At 63.4% G+C, this 13,628-nt stretch carries 12 protein-coding genes and 2 CRISPR repeat arrays; of the genes, 9 read left to right on the top strand and 3 right to left on the bottom strand.

Translation table 11 applies throughout. The features are described 5' to 3' along the window. The first annotated feature begins 6 nt into the window (after positions 1–6). From casA to cas2e, 7 genes are read left to right on the top strand one after another with little or no spacing between them, the layout of a single operon-like run. On the top strand, positions 7–1,563 hold the full coding sequence (gene casA / locus C662_RS03060; RefSeq protein ID WP_002924828.1) for a type I-E CRISPR-associated protein Cse1/CasA: 1,557 nt from the start codon (positions 7–9) through the stop codon (positions 1,561–1,563). Continuing rightward, complete coding sequence (casB, locus tag C662_RS03055; RefSeq protein WP_002924825.1) at positions 1,560–2,081, top strand: type I-E CRISPR-associated protein Cse2/CasB; 522 nt, start codon at positions 1,560–1,562, stop codon at positions 2,079–2,081. Before casA ends, casB begins: the two co-directional genes overlap by 4 nt. After that, complete coding sequence (gene cas7e, locus C662_RS03050; protein ID WP_002924823.1) at positions 2,078–3,235, top strand: type I-E CRISPR-associated protein Cas7/Cse4/CasC; 1,158 nt, start codon at positions 2,078–2,080, stop codon at positions 3,233–3,235. The genes casB and cas7e overlap by 4 nt, the downstream gene beginning before the upstream one ends. A 3-nt stretch (positions 3,236–3,238) precedes the next feature. Continuing rightward, entirely contained in the window at positions 3,239–3,907 is a 669-nt protein-coding gene (cas5e, locus tag C662_RS03045) for a type I-E CRISPR-associated protein Cas5/CasD (protein ID WP_002924822.1), read from the top strand. Further along, on the top strand, positions 3,882–4,514 hold the full coding sequence (gene cas6e, locus C662_RS03040) for a type I-E CRISPR-associated protein Cas6/Cse3/CasE (RefSeq protein ID WP_002924820.1): 633 nt from the start codon (positions 3,882–3,884) through the stop codon (positions 4,512–4,514). The genes cas5e and cas6e overlap by 26 nt, the downstream gene beginning before the upstream one ends. Before the next feature lie 2 nt (positions 4,515–4,516). Continuing rightward, positions 4,517–5,443: a type I-E CRISPR-associated endonuclease Cas1e gene (gene cas1e, locus C662_RS03035; RefSeq protein ID WP_002924818.1), complete on the top strand. Its 927-nt coding sequence runs from the start codon at positions 4,517–4,519 to the stop codon at positions 5,441–5,443. Continuing rightward, a complete protein-coding gene (cas2e, locus tag C662_RS03030; protein ID WP_002924816.1) occupies positions 5,424–5,720 on the top strand; it encodes a type I-E CRISPR-associated endoribonuclease Cas2e in 297 nt (98 codons plus the stop codon). The genes cas1e and cas2e overlap by 20 nt, the downstream gene beginning before the upstream one ends. A 90-nt stretch (positions 5,721–5,810) precedes the next feature. Then, positions 5,811–6,571: direct repeats of the CRISPR family, unit length 29 nt; unit sequence GTGTTCCCCACGCCCGTGGGGATGAACCG. A gap of 239 nt (positions 6,572–6,810) precedes the next feature. On the opposite strand, the gene C662_RS03025 is transcribed toward cas2e, so the two are convergent. Then, positions 6,811–8,190: an IS1380 family transposase gene (locus C662_RS03025; RefSeq protein ID WP_002924814.1), complete on the bottom strand. Its 1,380-nt coding sequence runs from the start codon at positions 8,188–8,190 to the stop codon at positions 6,811–6,813. A gap of 123 nt (positions 8,191–8,313) precedes the next feature. Next, positions 8,314–9,380: direct repeats of the CRISPR family, unit length 29 nt; unit sequence GTGTTCCCCACGCCCGTGGGGATGAACCG. A 64-nt stretch (positions 9,381–9,444) separates the two neighbouring features. Here C662_RS03025 and C662_RS03020 point away from each other — a divergent pair. Beyond that, a complete protein-coding gene (locus C662_RS03020; protein WP_002924810.1) occupies positions 9,445–10,482 on the top strand; it encodes an IS630 family transposase in 1,038 nt (345 codons plus the stop codon). A gap of 97 nt (positions 10,483–10,579) precedes the next feature. Here C662_RS03020 and C662_RS03015 read toward each other — a convergent pair whose 3' ends face one another. Beyond that, a complete protein-coding gene (locus C662_RS03015) occupies positions 10,580–11,800 on the bottom strand; it encodes an IS110 family transposase (protein ID WP_002924808.1) in 1,221 nt (406 codons plus the stop codon). 189 nt (positions 11,801–11,989) lie between these two features. Between C662_RS03015 and C662_RS03010 the strand changes: the two genes are divergently transcribed. Beyond that, positions 11,990–13,030, top strand: a complete 1,041-nt coding sequence (locus C662_RS03010) for an IS630 family transposase (protein ID WP_002924806.1) — start codon at positions 11,990–11,992, stop codon at positions 13,028–13,030. 129 nt (positions 13,031–13,159) lie between these two features. On the opposite strand, the gene C662_RS20730 is transcribed toward C662_RS03010, so the two are convergent. Next, positions 13,160–13,618 (bottom strand): helix-turn-helix domain-containing protein, encoded by a 459-nt coding sequence (locus tag C662_RS20730; RefSeq protein ID WP_157354445.1) that lies wholly within the window; start codon positions 13,616–13,618, stop codon positions 13,160–13,162. Positions 13,619–13,628: the final 10 nt, after the last annotated feature.

Below are 13,628 nucleotides of genomic sequence, written 5' to 3'. Positions count from 1 at the left end.
GGCGCAATGGCCAACCGCATGGATGACGCCGCACAGGCGGTGACGTCACGTTTCAATCTGATTGATGAGCCCTGGATACCGGTGCGCTGGCTCGACGGCCGCCACGGCGAACTGGGTCTCCGCGACACCCTGCTGCAAGCGGAACACATCGCCGAGATCCAGGACGCTTCACCGCTGGTGGTCGCGGCCTTGCACCGCTTCCTGCTGGCGGTGTTGTACCGGGCGCTGGAGGGGCCGACGGATGGGCAGCAAGCCAAGACCTGGTTCAAGCAGGCCTGGCCGGAAGGGAAAGTCGAGGCGTATCTGGAGACGTGGCGCGAGCGCTTCTGGCTGTTCGACACACGTTCTCCCTTTGCGCAGATTCCTAGCTTCGAACCGCGAGTCTGGCGGGCGTGGACCGTGTTGGCCGCCGAACATAATGCTGACAACGCAAAGGTCCTGTTCGACCATGTGGACGTCAATCGGGCAGGCGCCATCGCTCCGGCCCAGGCCATCCGCTGGCTGCTGGCGACCCAGACCTTCTCGGTGAGCTGCGGCAAGAGCGAGTTGTCCCACACCGGCACCGCGCCTTCGGCGACTGCGGTGATGGCCTTGCCGCTGGGGCGCAATCTCTTCGATACCTTGTCCTACGCACTGGTACCGCAGAACCGGCTGGTGCTGGCCGGCGACCTCCCGTTATGGGAGCGTGAACCGGAAACGCTGGAGGCCCTGAAAGGCGGTTGCGAGCGTGTGGTCAGCGGCTTTGCCGACCGCTACACCTGGCGCATCCGCGCCATCCGCCTGCAGACCGACGCGGAGGGCATGGTTGCCCGGCTGGCGTTTGCATCCGGCGTGGGGCCGCAGGCCGGGCAGCAGAGCGATCCGATGCTGGGCTACCGGGTCGACGAGAAGAAAGGTCGGTTGCCGGTGATCTTTCGCGAACGGGGGTTCTGGCGGGATTTTGATTCCCTGCTGCCCGATGCGACCAGCTGCGCTCCACAGGTCATCGAACATGCCATTGATCTCGGTCGCGCGGTGCCGCAACGCTTTCCCGCCTCGGTCATGGTGGCAGGGCAGTCCAACGACAAAGCCAAGATCGAATACTGGCGCATGGAGCGTTTCAGTCTGCCGCCCGCGCTCGCCGGTGATCGCACGGTACGAACAGAAATTCGGGCCCTGCTTGCCGAGGCTGAACAGGCGCAAACGGCGCTGTGGCTGGCCTGCAAGTCCTTCGCCCGGAACCTGCTGAGCCGTGGTGAGCGGGAGCCGGCCGGCAAGGACGTAAGCAACTTCCTGCGCCAGATGCCCGTCACCGACAGCTACTGGTCCAGCCTGGAGCCCCGTTTTCACCAGATTCTGGCCGAGTACACCGAGGAATGCGACCCCGACGACATCCGCCTGTCGTGGCTCCGGCATGTGCGCTCCTCCATGCACACCGCATGGTGCGCCCATGCGTCGGGCGTGGCTGCTGGTGACGCCTGGGCGATCCGTGCGCTGGTCCAGGCCGAAGCACCGGTCCTGCGCCATCTCGCTGGGCTCAATGACGAAATTTCAAAACTCGAACCTCAAGAGGAGTCCGCATGAGTACCTACCTGGACTGGCTGGAAGACCTGAACAACCGCGATAGCCGCGTGCGGGCCATGCTGCGCCGCAGCCTGGCCTTCGATCCCGGCGCGTTTCCTGCTGTCTATCCCTATGTCGAGCCGTTCCTCAAGGACGAGGACAGCCACTGGCGCCGGCAGGTGCATTACCTGGTGGCCGCCTTGTGGGCAACCCACTGGAAAGCCGGGCGTACCGGCGTTCCCCTGCCCATGGCCAAAGCCATCGCACAGCACCAACTGGCGAGCGGGTCTGCCAGCACGGAACGCCGTTTCATCACCCTGCTCGATGCGGACGCCGATGAACTGCCCTACCGGCTGCGCCAGACGGTCGCCCTGTTGAAGGATCAGGCCATCGACTTCGATTCCCTGCTCGTCGACCTGCTGCGCTGGCACTCCCCCGACAAGCGCATTCAGAACCAGTGGGCGCGGCAGTTCTATCGCACGCTGCACAAAGACACCGATCTGCCTGAAGAATCCAAAACCGAAGAGGAGTCCGCATGAAAACCATCGTCGAAATCCATGTGCTGCAGAACTTTGCCCCTTCCAACCTGAACCGCGACGACACCGGCGCCCCCAAGGACGCCCTGTTCGGCGGCACGCGTCGGGCGCGTATTTCCAGCCAGTGTTCCAAGCGGGCAGTCCGGCAATTCTTTGGCCAGCAGGTGGCACAGGGGCTGCTGAGTAACGAAGATCTGGCAAAGCGCAGCAAGCGCCTACTTGACGCACTCACTGAGATTTTGGTGCAGAAGGGCCGTGACCCCGAGGCGGCGAAAGAGAAAGCGACCCTGGCGCTAGGCGCCATGGAGTTGGTGGTCAAGGACGACGGCAAGACCGAATACCTGCTGTTCCTCGGCCAGCGGGAAGTTTTAGGTATCGCTGACGTGGTGCACGAAAAGTGGGACGCCTTGGTTGCGCCTGAAGCGCCTGCTGCCGAAGGTAAGAAAGCCGGCAAGGCCAAGAAGCAGGCGGCCCAGGGCATCGACCCGGAAATCCGCAAGGCGCTGGACAAGGTGTTTAACGGCGGCAAGGCGCTGGATGTGGCGCTATTCGGCCGCATGCTGGCCGACATGCCCGAAAAGAACCAGAACGCCGCCTGCCAGATCGCCCATGCCCTGTCCACTCACGCAGTGGAGCGGGAATTCGACTTCTACACGGCCGTGGACGACCTGAAGCCCGAGGACACTGCCGGGGCGGACATGATGGGAACGGTGGAATTCAATTCCGCCTGCTTCTACCGCTACGCCGTGGTGGACTGGGAGAAGCTGGGCCAGAACCTGCAGGACGACACCGAACTGGCCGCCAAGGGCCTGCGTGCCTTTCTCGAAGGCTTCGTGGTGGCCGAGCCCACTGGCAAGCAGAACACCTTTGCCGCCCACAACCCGCCGGAATTCGTATTGGTCACGGTGCGCCGCAATACGGCACCGCGCAATCTGGCCAATGCTTTCGAGACCGCCATCCGCGCCCGGGACAGCCTGACCCGCAGTTCCGCCAACGCGCTACTGGGCAAGGCCAGGGGGCTGCAGGCGGCCTATGGTGGTGAAGCGGCAGCCTTCGTGCTGGATCTGACCGGTGCGGAGATCGGCGACGTGGCGGCGCCGGTGGCTTCACTCGCCGCGCTGCTCGATGCCGTGATGACCGAAGTGCAGCGGGGCTGAACCGTGGCGACCGTACTGCTGCGCCTGATGGGGCCGATGCAGTCCTGGGGTATCACCAGCCGCTTCGACGAGCGGGACACCGGCAAGGAGCCCAGCAAGTCCGGCGTGCTCGGGCTGGTGGCGGCCGCCCTTGGCATCGATCGGGAGAACTGGCGCGACCTGGAACCCCTGTGCCGGCTGCGCATGGGCGTACGCCACGACCGGCCGGGCGTGCCGAAGCGCGATTATCAGACTGCCCAGAGGGTGATTTCCGCGGACGGTTCGAAGATCCACGACACCGCCGTCACCACCCGCCACTACCTCGCCGATGCTGCCTTCCTGGTCGGCCTGTGCGGCGAGGACCGCGCCTTGCTCGAACGCATCCATGGCGCCCTCGCCGATCCGGTGTGGCCGCTTGCCCTGGGACGCAAGTCCTATGTGCCCTCGGAGCCCATCTGGATGCCCGATGCGGTGGTGGATGCCGACCTGCGCGAGACACTTGTCCAGTGGCCTGCCATCGCGTTACCCCGCCCGGGCGCGCCGCGTGCCCCGTGGATTCTGTCTCTCGAATCCGCCGACCGCTCCGGCCTGATGAAGATGGATCAGCCCCTGTCATCCTTTGCCGAGCGCCGCTTCGGCCCCCGTTTCGTCGTTTCGGAGGTGCTGGATGTTCCTGTCCAAACTGGTGCTTGACCCCGCCCACCCGCAGGCACGGCGCGATCTCGCCAATCCCTATGAGATGCACCGCACCCTGAGCCGGGTCTATGCCGAGAGCCCGGATAGCCCGCCGGCACGTTTCCTGTGGCGGCTGGAAAATAATGGTGAGCGAGTGCCGGAAGATGGCGCCACCGTACTGCTGCAGTCCGCCACGCCCGGTCGCTGGCAGCACCTGCAGGAACTGCCTGGCTACGTCCGCGCCCTGCATCCCGACAAAGCGGTACCTGTGGAGCAACTGCTGCAGGCCGGCCGCAGCCATGTGTTCCGGCTCAGCTGTAATCCCACCGTGACTCGCGACGGCAAGCGCTATGGTCTTCTGCGTGAAGAAGAGCAACTCGCTTGGCTTGCCCGCCAGGGGCGCCAGCACGGCTTCACCCCGCTAAATGTTCGCATTGGCCGCAGCGAGCGTGTCAGCCATCGGCAGGGGCGTACCGGCCAGCGCATCACGCTGCAGGTGGTGCAGTTCGATGGCCTGCTGCGGGTGGAGGAGCCCGCGCAACTGGGACAGGCCTTGGTGAACGGCATCGGCCACGCCAAGGCACTGGGTCTGGGGATGCTGTCGATCGCGCCAGCGCATGGCTGACCATGCTCCCACCCCTCAAACCCATCCCCATCAAGGAGCGCATGTCCATCGTCTTCGTCGAGAAGGGTGAGATCGACGTGGTGGATGGGGCCTTCGTGGTGGTGGATCAACAGGGTTTCCGGGTGCGGCCGGTGCTTACCCACATCCCGGTGGGTGGGGTCGCCTGCATCATGCTGGAGCCAGGTACTAGGGTGTCCCACATGGCGGCTGCGTTGGCAGCGCGGGTGGGGACGCTGCTTGTGTGGGTGGGAGAGGCCGGTGTGCGGCTTTACTCATCCGGCCAGCCCGGCGGCGCGCGTGCCGACCGCCTTCTCTACCAGGCCCGCCTGGCGCTAGACGACGCCCTGCGGTTGAAGGTGGTGCGCAAGATGTATGCGCTGCGCTTCGGTGAGGAGCCGCCAGCCAGGCGCAGCTTGGAGCAGCTGCGTGGCATCGAGGGCGCGCGGGTCAAGCGGACCTACCAGCTGTTGGCGCATAAGTTTGGCGTGAAGTGGACCGGCCGCGCCTACAACCCTGAGGACTGGGACGTGTCTGACCTGCCCAACCGCTGTCTGTCGTCCGCCACAGCGGCGCTGTATGGCGTGACTGAGGCTGCGGTGCTGGCTGCGGGATACGCCCCTGCGGTAGGCTTCATCCACACCGGCAAGCCACTCTCTTTTGTGTACGACGTGGCCGACATATACAAATTCGATACTGTGGTGCCCACCGCCTTCCAGGTGGCTGCCAGCAACCCGCCCAAGCCGGAACAGGCTGTGCGCCTTGCCTGCCGCGATATCTTCCGCAAAACCAAACTGCTGGAACGCATCATCCCGGACATCGAAGAGATCCTTGCCGCCGGCGAAATTCCCCGCCCCGAGGCGCCGGAAGAGTCCGTCGCCCCCGCCATCACCAATCCGAAGAGTCTGGGTGATGCTGGTCATCGTGCTTGAGAATGCACCGCCCCGGCTACGGGGCCGGCTGGCCCTCTGGCTGTTGGAGGTGCGCGCCGGAGTGTATGTGGGCACATATTCGCGCAAGGTGCGGGAGCACATCTGGAACCAGGTGGAAGCTGGAATTGAAGATGGTAATGCGGTGATGATGTGGCACACGAACAACGAAGCTGGTTTTGAGTTCCAGACCCTCGGCCCCAACCGTCGGCTGCCCGCCGACTGGGACGGCGTGCGGCTTGTAAGTTTCCATCCAGACGCACAGAAGAACGATCTTTAAAAACTCGAAAACATGCCAATGGCAATAAAACGAGCCGGTAAAATTCACGCTTCAAATATTTCCATTAAAATTCATGGAGATGAAGGAAGTGTGTTCCCCACGCCCGTGGGGATGAACCGGCCGAGCACTACGACTGCGACGTGCTTTGCACGTGTTCCCCACGCCCGTGGGGATGAACCGCATACCTGCGTGATGCAGGCGGGCTGTCGCGAGTGTTCCCCACGCCCGTGGGGATGAACCGCTCAACGACCTCGCCGATGCGCTGGCGACGGCGTGTTCCCCACGCCCGTGGGGATGAACCGGCTGTGGAAATCGTGGACGCCTTCTATGGCCCGTGTTCCCCACGCCCGTGGGGATGAACCGCTGCAGGGCGGATTCAAAGCGCGCGACTTTGTGTGTTCCCCACGCCCGTGGGGATGAACCGTATCAGCGCTTATCACGATCAATGACTCTGTGGTGTTCCCCACGCCCGTGGGGATGAACCGCGCCTGGAGGCGGCGGCGGCGCATCTTCACGTGTGTTCCCCACGCCCGTGGGGATGAACCGGCGCCGTAGAGGCCCAGGTTCTGCTGCATCGCGTGTTCCCCACGCCCGTGGGGATGAACCGCGGTCGCCAGTGCGGCGTGTTCTAGTTCCATCGTGTTCCCCACGCCCGTGGGGATGAACCGCCGGTAGCCCTGTGCGGGTCCGCATGATCTGCGTGTTCCCCACGCCCGTGGGGATGAACCGGACGAAGCGCCCAAGCGCGGGCGTAAGCCCAAGTGTTCCCCACGCCCGTGGGGATGAACCGGTGATGAGGTTGGGGTTGGGGCGCTTGCTGTCGTGTTCCCCACGCCCGTGGGGATGAACCGCGTTCTAGCCCGCATTTCTCACACCCTCACGGTTCGGCCCCCGGTGGTGCGGCTTTTTGCTTCACGCGTCGCCGTGACCGCGAGGGTTCAGGCCCGCGAGCGGCCAATCGAGGGCAGGCGGGTGAGGTTCTGCGAGCGGTCAGGTGCGTTGAGGGGGCAAGCGGCGCTGTTCGGGCATGAGACCGCCTCGCGCGAACGGGAGCGCGATCGGATCAGCAGGGCCACGGTAGCGTGGCGGATCAGCCGGGGGCGAGTCTGGCCTGGGCCAGGCGCCATGCGGTCTGGAATGGATGACTGCTGGCCATGCTGATGTGGATGCGGCGCACGCTGATCTTGACCCGTGCGCCGATCTTGAGCAGTTTCAGGCGCAGGCTCTCGCAGGTGGCGTCGGCCAGTTCGGTGCCAGCCAGCCCGATGCGGCGCAGCGCTTCGAGCATGACGTAGGCGAAGGAGGCGAACCACAGCCGCAGCTGGTTGGCCCGCATCGTCGCCGTCGAGGTGCGATCGGCGAACAGATGAAGCTGGCACTCCTTGATCCGGTTCTCCATTTCGCCGCGGGCGCAGTACAGCGCCTCATACAGTTCGCGTGCCGGCCAGCGCTGGGCGTCCAGGCTGGTGACGATGAAGCGCGGATTGGCCTTGCCCGGTAACTGTTCGGCCTTGCCGACGACCCGTCGGACACGCGACCAGCTGTCGAGGGTGCGGTAGGTGAAGTCGCGAAACCGCCGCGCGGGCTTGCCGGTCTGGGTGCATTCGGCCTGCGCCTCGCTCATCTCGGTGTCGATCTGCGCCTTGAGCCGATCATTTTTGGCCAGCCCGAACACGAAGTCGATGTGCTCTGCTTCGCACCAGCTCATCAAGGCATCGCGCGCAAAGCCCGAGTCGGCGCGCAGCACGATGCGCACCTCGGGCCAGTGGCGGCGGATCTGGGTGATGATGCGTTCGAGTTCATCGATGCTGCCCGCCGAGGCATCCGTGTTGGCCCGGCGCAGCTTGGCGGCGAGCAGATGTCGGCCGCAGAAGATGTACAGCGGCAAGTAGCAGTAACCGCCGTAGTAGCCATGGAAGAAGCGCCCTTCCTGCTGGCCGTGCAGCGGGTCGTCGGTGGCGTCCAGATCGAGGATGATCTCTTCAGGCGCCTGCGCATGTGCCTCGATGAAGCACTCGACAAACAGTGACTCGAAGGCCGCCGGATCGTGAGCGATCTTGTGATAGCGCGAACCGTCCTTGGTGTCGGGGGCATGTTCGAGCCGGTTCAAGGTCGACTTGCCCGCCAGCGGCTCGCAGCCCTTGCGCCGAGCGCTGAGCTTGCCCGCCAGCGTGGCCAGCACCGGGTCACGGCGCAACTGGTCGTGGTCGTTCAGGTCCTCGTAGCCGAGCGCGATCCCCACGATCCGTTGCATCACCAGCGTGTGCACGGTGTGTTCGATCAGCTCCGGATCACGCCCATCCTCGAAGCAGGCCGCCACCCGCTCGGTCAGTCGCAACGTGCGATCGACCTCGCGCAGCAACAGCGCGCCCGCATCCGAGCTGATCTGCCCTCCGTCGAAATCAACCGCCACCTGGCGGCCCTCAATACGCTCCGCACCTTGGCTTCGTCCGGTACACTGTGTCGGCATCGCGGATTCCTCCGGAGTATGGTTAAGTCGTTCTCGCAAAACAACTTTCTCATATTTCCGGCCGCGATGCGCCTCCTATCTGTGAGAAATGCGGGCTAGGAACGCGAGGTCTTCGGGCAGCGTGTGTTCCCCACGCCCGTGGGGATGAACCGGGAGAGCAACGAAACAGAGCGCTGCTCACCGTGTGTTCCCCACGCCCGTGGGGATGAACCGGACGATAGAGCGCTTCAGGCCACGCTGACTTCGTGTTCCCCACGCCCGTGGGGATGAACCGGCGTCGAGTACAACCGCATCGGTCGCAAGACCGTGTTCCCCACGCCCGTGGGGATGAACCGCTCTCGTGGCCCTGCTGGAAGACTGGGCCGACGTGTTCCCCACGCCCGTGGGGATGAACCGAAAACGGAAGCCGTGACGTTTCGTCACACCTTGTGTTCCCCACGCCCGTGGGGATGAACCGAAGGGCGAGAGCAGCGGGAAGAAGGAAGAGGCGTGTTCCCCACGCCCGTGGGGATGAACCGCCACCCGAAGGCGGCTTGTCTGTATTCGATCAGTGTTCCCCACGCCCGTGGGGATGAACCGGCGGACGAGTCGTGGCGGTCTAAGCCGCATTAGTGTTCCCCACGCCCGTGGGGATGAACCGAAGGCCGAACTGCTGGACACGGTGCGCCTGACGTGTTCCCCACGCCCGTGGGGATGAACCGGCAGCGTACCCAGTGATGGGAGTAGAGGCCGCGTGTTCCCCACGCCCGTGGGGATGAACCGGTCCCAGAGGCACTGCCCAGCAGCTTAACTGTGTGTTCCCCACGCCCGTGGGGATGAACCGCTGAACTGGCGCACTTCCTTGTCGGTCATGCCGGTGTTCCCCACGCCCGTGGGGATGAACCGGATTTTTGTCGATGGGCTACTTAAAGACTCGCGTGTTCCCCACGCCCGTGGGGATGAACCGTTTTCACGCCTCACTAGGCTGTTTCTGCGATGGTGTTCCCCACGCCCGTGGGGATGAACCGTCATCGCGGACGCGCTGGCATCCGGCTCGCTCGTGTTCCCCACGCCCGTGGGGATGAACCGCCCAGCGCGATGAGGCGCGCGGCTTCGTCGGTGTGTTCCCCACGTCCGTGGGGATGAACCGTCGCTTGTTTGCTGCGGGCTCGGCGGATTGAGGTGTTCCCCACGCCCGTGGGGATGAACCGGAGGGGGATTCCCAGGCCTTATTAACCCGGCCCTTAAATAAGCTGTTTTTTATATAATGTGCGCATGGAAAAGATCGATGCACGCAAGCTGGGTTCGGAAGGGCGCGAGACGCTGCGCAAGATGGTGCTGCGCCTGAATAAGCAGTCTGGAATGAGCGGCGTGGAGTTGGCGAAGATCGCCGGCGTCCATGTGCGTACGGTGCAGGCGTGGCTGAGGAAAGCGCGCACGGACGGTGCCGGGGCGTTGCTCGAAAAGACCCGAGGCCGACCCTTTGGGGCGTGCCGGAAGCTGACGATGGCGCAGGAGGTTTGGGTGCGCCAGCGCATCGTGGGCGCGGCGCCCGAGCAGTTGAGCTTGCCTTTCGCCCTGTGGACCCGGCGGGCGATCCAGGCCTTGGTGGAGCAGCAATTCGGACTGCAGTTGTCCGATCGCCTCCTGGGCAAGTATCTGAAGCGCTGGGGCTACACCGCCCAGCGTCCGGTCAAGAAGGCCATGGAGCAGCGCAACGATCTGGTCCAGACTTGGCTGCGCGAGCGCTACCCGGCCATTGCCGCGCGCGCCAAGGCCGAGGGCGCTGTCATCTACTGGGCTGACGAAACGGCGGTCAAGGAAGACACCAACTGGATTCGAGGCTTTGCGCCGGCCGGGCGCACGCCCGTGCTCGAGGCGTCGGCCCGCTGGGCCAAGCTGTCGATGATCTCAGCCATCACCAATCGGGGCGAGATCGCCTTCCAGATCGTCGAGGGTACGATCAACGCCGAACGCTTTATCGAGTTCCTCGAGCGACTGATCGCCGATGCGACGAGCAAGGTGTTCCTGATCGTCGACAACTTGCGGGTGCATCACGCCAAGCTCGTTCAGGCCTGGGTCGAGCCGCGTATCGAGCACATCGAACTCTTCTACTTGCCGCCCTATGCGCCCGAGTCCAATCCGGACGAATACCTGAATCACGACTTCAAGACCGCGCTGCGCCTGGAGCCTCCCTGCCGCGATGATTCGCAGCTCTTGAAGAAGGCGCACGCCATCATGCAACGTATCGCTTCACTCCCCGAGCGCATCCGGTCCTACTTCAAGCACCCGGCCGCTGCGTATGCTGCGTAGTGAATGTATTTAAGGGCCGGGTTAACGTGAAAGAGCCCGGCTTCTGAACGAGCGAAGTCCTGACCGCAGCAGGTCATCGGAGCGAAGGCGGCCTGAATCAGGCGGGTCGCGGGATGAAGCCGAACTTGGTCAGCGCCTTGATCCAGCGAGGGGCATTGCGTTGAACGGAAAGCGCTTCATAGTCGGTGGCCGGATCCCGGTAGTGTTGGCCACGGTTGAGCATGAAGAAGATGGTGCGCAGTAGCTTGTGGGCCAGCGCGACGATGGCTCGTTCATGGCCGCGTCGCACGATCAAGGACTGGAACTTCGACTGGAAGACGGATTGGGTTCTGCTGGCCGCATGAGCGAACTCGCAAAGGAGTCGGCGGACATAGGGATTGCCCTTGCGTACGCGTCCTGATTTGCGTTTGCCTGCCGACTCGTTGTTGCCCGGACAGATTCCGACCCAGGATGCCAATCGGTCGGCGCTGCCGAAGACATCCATGTCAGTGCCGATTTCCACCAGCAGCATCGCCGCGCCGATGAGATCGACGCCGGGCAGGGTTTGCAGCAAGGCCAAGGCGTTTCGCTCATCGGTTAGCGCGTCGAGCAATCGGGCGTCGAAACGCGCGATACGGGCTTCGATTTCCTCGATGTGGCGCATCAGTTCGTCGAGCACAAAGCGATGGCTGTCGGTCAGTTCGCCCTGCAAGGCATCGAAGATTTCTTCGCGACTGGCCTTGAGTCGCCGACTGGCGAGCTGGAGCACCTCGTGCGGCGACTGCCCGTCGATGATGGCTTTGACCATGGCCCGTGCCGATTGCCCATGCAAATCGCTGACCACGACGCCGAGCCGAACCCCGCCATCGGTCAGCACTTTGTGCAGCCGGTTCTTCTCGGACGCAAGTTGCCCGACCAGCTTCTGTCGTTGCCGCGAGATCAGGCGCAGTTCGCGAAGTTTTGCCGGCGGCACGAACGAGCCGCGCAGCAGTCCGGCGCGCGCCAGCGTCGCCAGCCACTGCGCATCGCCCACGTCGGTCTTGCGTCCCGGAACGTTCTTGACATGCCGGGCATTGACCACCTGCGCGCGGATGCCCACCACCTCCAGCGCGGCGTACGGACTTTTCCAGTAAATGCCCGTGCTCTCCATGACCACTTCGTCGGGAGACAGGGCCGCTGCCCAGTCGGCCAAAGCGCGTCGATCCCGCTTGAACCCACCGAATTGCCGTTGCTCGATACGCACTGTGCCGTCAGCGTCTTCGATGATCGCGCAGGCAGTGATCTGCGCCTGATGCACATCGAGTCCAATGACCCGTTTGTGAAGCGCTGTCAGTTCCATGTGCCCTCCTGTCGAATTACACTCAACAACGGAAGGTGGCGGGAGCCGGAACTGAAACTGCCTGAAGGCGACAAGTCGCCGACGGCCTGTTTAACGTGCGCTCACTGTGGAAGCAATCCGGGGTACGAGTCAGTTCGGCGGGTCACGTTATTAACCCGGCAATCAAATAGGTTTTGATATAATTCGGGCATGGAAAAGATCGATGCCCGCAAGCTTCCGCCCGAAGCCCTGGAACACATTCGTCGCCAAGCATTTGTACTGCGCAAGCAAGGCTATACATGGACGCACATCGCTGAAGTGTGTGGGGTTCATGTCGGTACCGTTTTGAAATGGGCGCGGCGCGCCCAGGCTGACGACCTCGACGCCGTCATCAAGGGCGGGCAACGTGGTCGGCGCCATGGCTCGGGACGAACTCTGACGCTGGTTCAAGAGGAGCAGCTGCGCTTGAAGATCATCGGCTCGAATCCCGCCCAGCTTCAGCTTGAGTTTGCGCTGTGGAATCGTCGCGCAGTGATGCTCGCCATCAAGCAGCTCTTTGGCATCGACATGCCCATTCGCACCGTCGGTGAGTACCTTCGGCGGTGGGGTTTCACGCCGCAGCGGCCGGTCAAGCGTGCGCTTGAGCAGGATCCGGCCCGGCTCAAGGCGTGGCTTGAGGACGAGTATCCGAAGATCGTTGCGCGCGCCAAGACTGAGGATGCCGAGATCTACTGGGGTGACGAGACCGCCATTCGCCAGGACTCGCACTGGGTGCGCGGCTACTCGATGGCGGGGCTGACGCCTGAGCTTCGACTGCCGGCCGGTCGCCACGGATCGACATCGATGATCTCGGCGATCACCAACCAGGGCTTGGTGCGCTTCTCGTTCTTCGAGGGCGCCATCGATGCCGAGCGCTTCATCGTGTTCTTGAAGGACCTGATTCAGGATGCGCAGCGTAAGGTGTTCCTGATCGTCGACAATTTGCGCGTGCACCGCGCCAACCGTGTCCGCGAGTGGGCTGCCGAAAACACCGAGAAGATCGAGCTGTTTTACCTGCCGCCGTATGCGCCGGAACTCAACCCCGACGAGTATCTGAACCGGGATCTGAAAACGTCGATACGCTCCGGGCCGATTGCCAGGACCGCCGCCGCACTTCTCGAGAAGGCGCGTACGTGCATGGAACGCATCGCTGCGATGCCGGATCGTGTGCGGTCGTATTTCAGCCATGAGTACGTTCGCTACGCTCAGTAATTTAGCTATTTGATTGCCGGGTTAATAGCTTGCGGGGTCGAGCCGCCAAAATATTGCGCGACCTCTCCCCGCCATCCTCCACCCCGTAGTCTCTTTCATCATCAGGGGTGGCGCGAGTCGCAATGATCGTTAGTGAGCGGCGCGCCGTGCTGCGACGTGTTCGGCCTTTGTTGGGCGGCCACGCCGCCTGGGTGCTGGTGGAGGCTGATCAGGCAAGGCGGCAGCGGGACTCCGGTGATGATCGGATTCCAGTTTTTGTTCCAGCCAGGCTTCAACGTCTGAGGGTCTGAAGCGCAGAAGCTTGCCCAGCTTCGTGACCCGGGGGAGGTCGCCGCCTACCGAGTGGCGGTTGTAGATGGTCTGCTTTGCGATGCCCAAAAGATTTGCCAGTGTCTCAGGGGTGAGAAGTTGCTCCACGGTCCATTTTCCAGCGTGAGCAGTCACATGACTGCCCAGAGTGTAGGTAATAAGGACCGGTTTACTTTTCTTCCTGGCCGAAGTTGGGCCCGTGGTGCTGTGGGATGTTCCGATTTTGCAGCACTTCTGCAGCAATTTTGCAGCACTTAGTGCTGCAAAAACTGGTAGCATGAAGTAATGA

The organism is Thauera sp. 28 (assembly GCF_000310145.2).
GTDB lineage: Bacteria > Pseudomonadota > Gammaproteobacteria > Burkholderiales > Rhodocyclaceae > Thauera > Thauera mechernichensis.
Note: the sequence above shows the minus strand (reverse complement) of the source record. Positions and strands in the feature narration are given on the sequence as shown.

Excerpts from the sequence above, each read along its gene's own strand:
- C662_RS03010 (WP_002924806.1), top strand. The coding sequence starts at position 11,990 with ATGGAAAAGATCGATGCCCGCAAGCTTCCGCCCGAAGCCCTGGAACAC.
- casA (WP_002924828.1), top strand. The coding sequence starts at position 7 with ATGGCCAACCGCATGGATGACGCCGCACAGGCGGTGACGTCACGTTTC.
- cas7e (WP_002924823.1), top strand. The coding sequence starts at position 2,078 with ATGAAAACCATCGTCGAAATCCATGTGCTGCAGAACTTTGCCCCTTCC.
- C662_RS03020 (WP_002924810.1), top strand. The coding sequence starts at position 9,445 with ATGGAAAAGATCGATGCACGCAAGCTGGGTTCGGAAGGGCGCGAGACG.
- casB (WP_002924825.1), top strand. The coding sequence starts at position 1,560 with ATGAGTACCTACCTGGACTGGCTGGAAGACCTGAACAACCGCGATAGC.
- C662_RS20730 (WP_157354445.1), bottom strand. The coding sequence starts at position 13,618 with ATGCTACCAGTTTTTGCAGCACTAAGTGCTGCAAAATTGCTGCAGAAG.
- cas2e (WP_002924816.1), top strand. The coding sequence starts at position 5,424 with ATGCTGGTCATCGTGCTTGAGAATGCACCGCCCCGGCTACGGGGCCGG.
- C662_RS03015 (WP_002924808.1), bottom strand. The coding sequence starts at position 11,800 with ATGGAACTGACAGCGCTTCACAAACGGGTCATTGGACTCGATGTGCAT.
- cas1e (WP_002924818.1), top strand. The coding sequence starts at position 4,517 with ATGCTCCCACCCCTCAAACCCATCCCCATCAAGGAGCGCATGTCCATC.
- cas6e (WP_002924820.1), top strand. The coding sequence starts at position 3,882 with ATGTTCCTGTCCAAACTGGTGCTTGACCCCGCCCACCCGCAGGCACGG.
- C662_RS03025 (WP_002924814.1), bottom strand. The coding sequence starts at position 8,190 with ATGCCGACACAGTGTACCGGACGAAGCCAAGGTGCGGAGCGTATTGAG.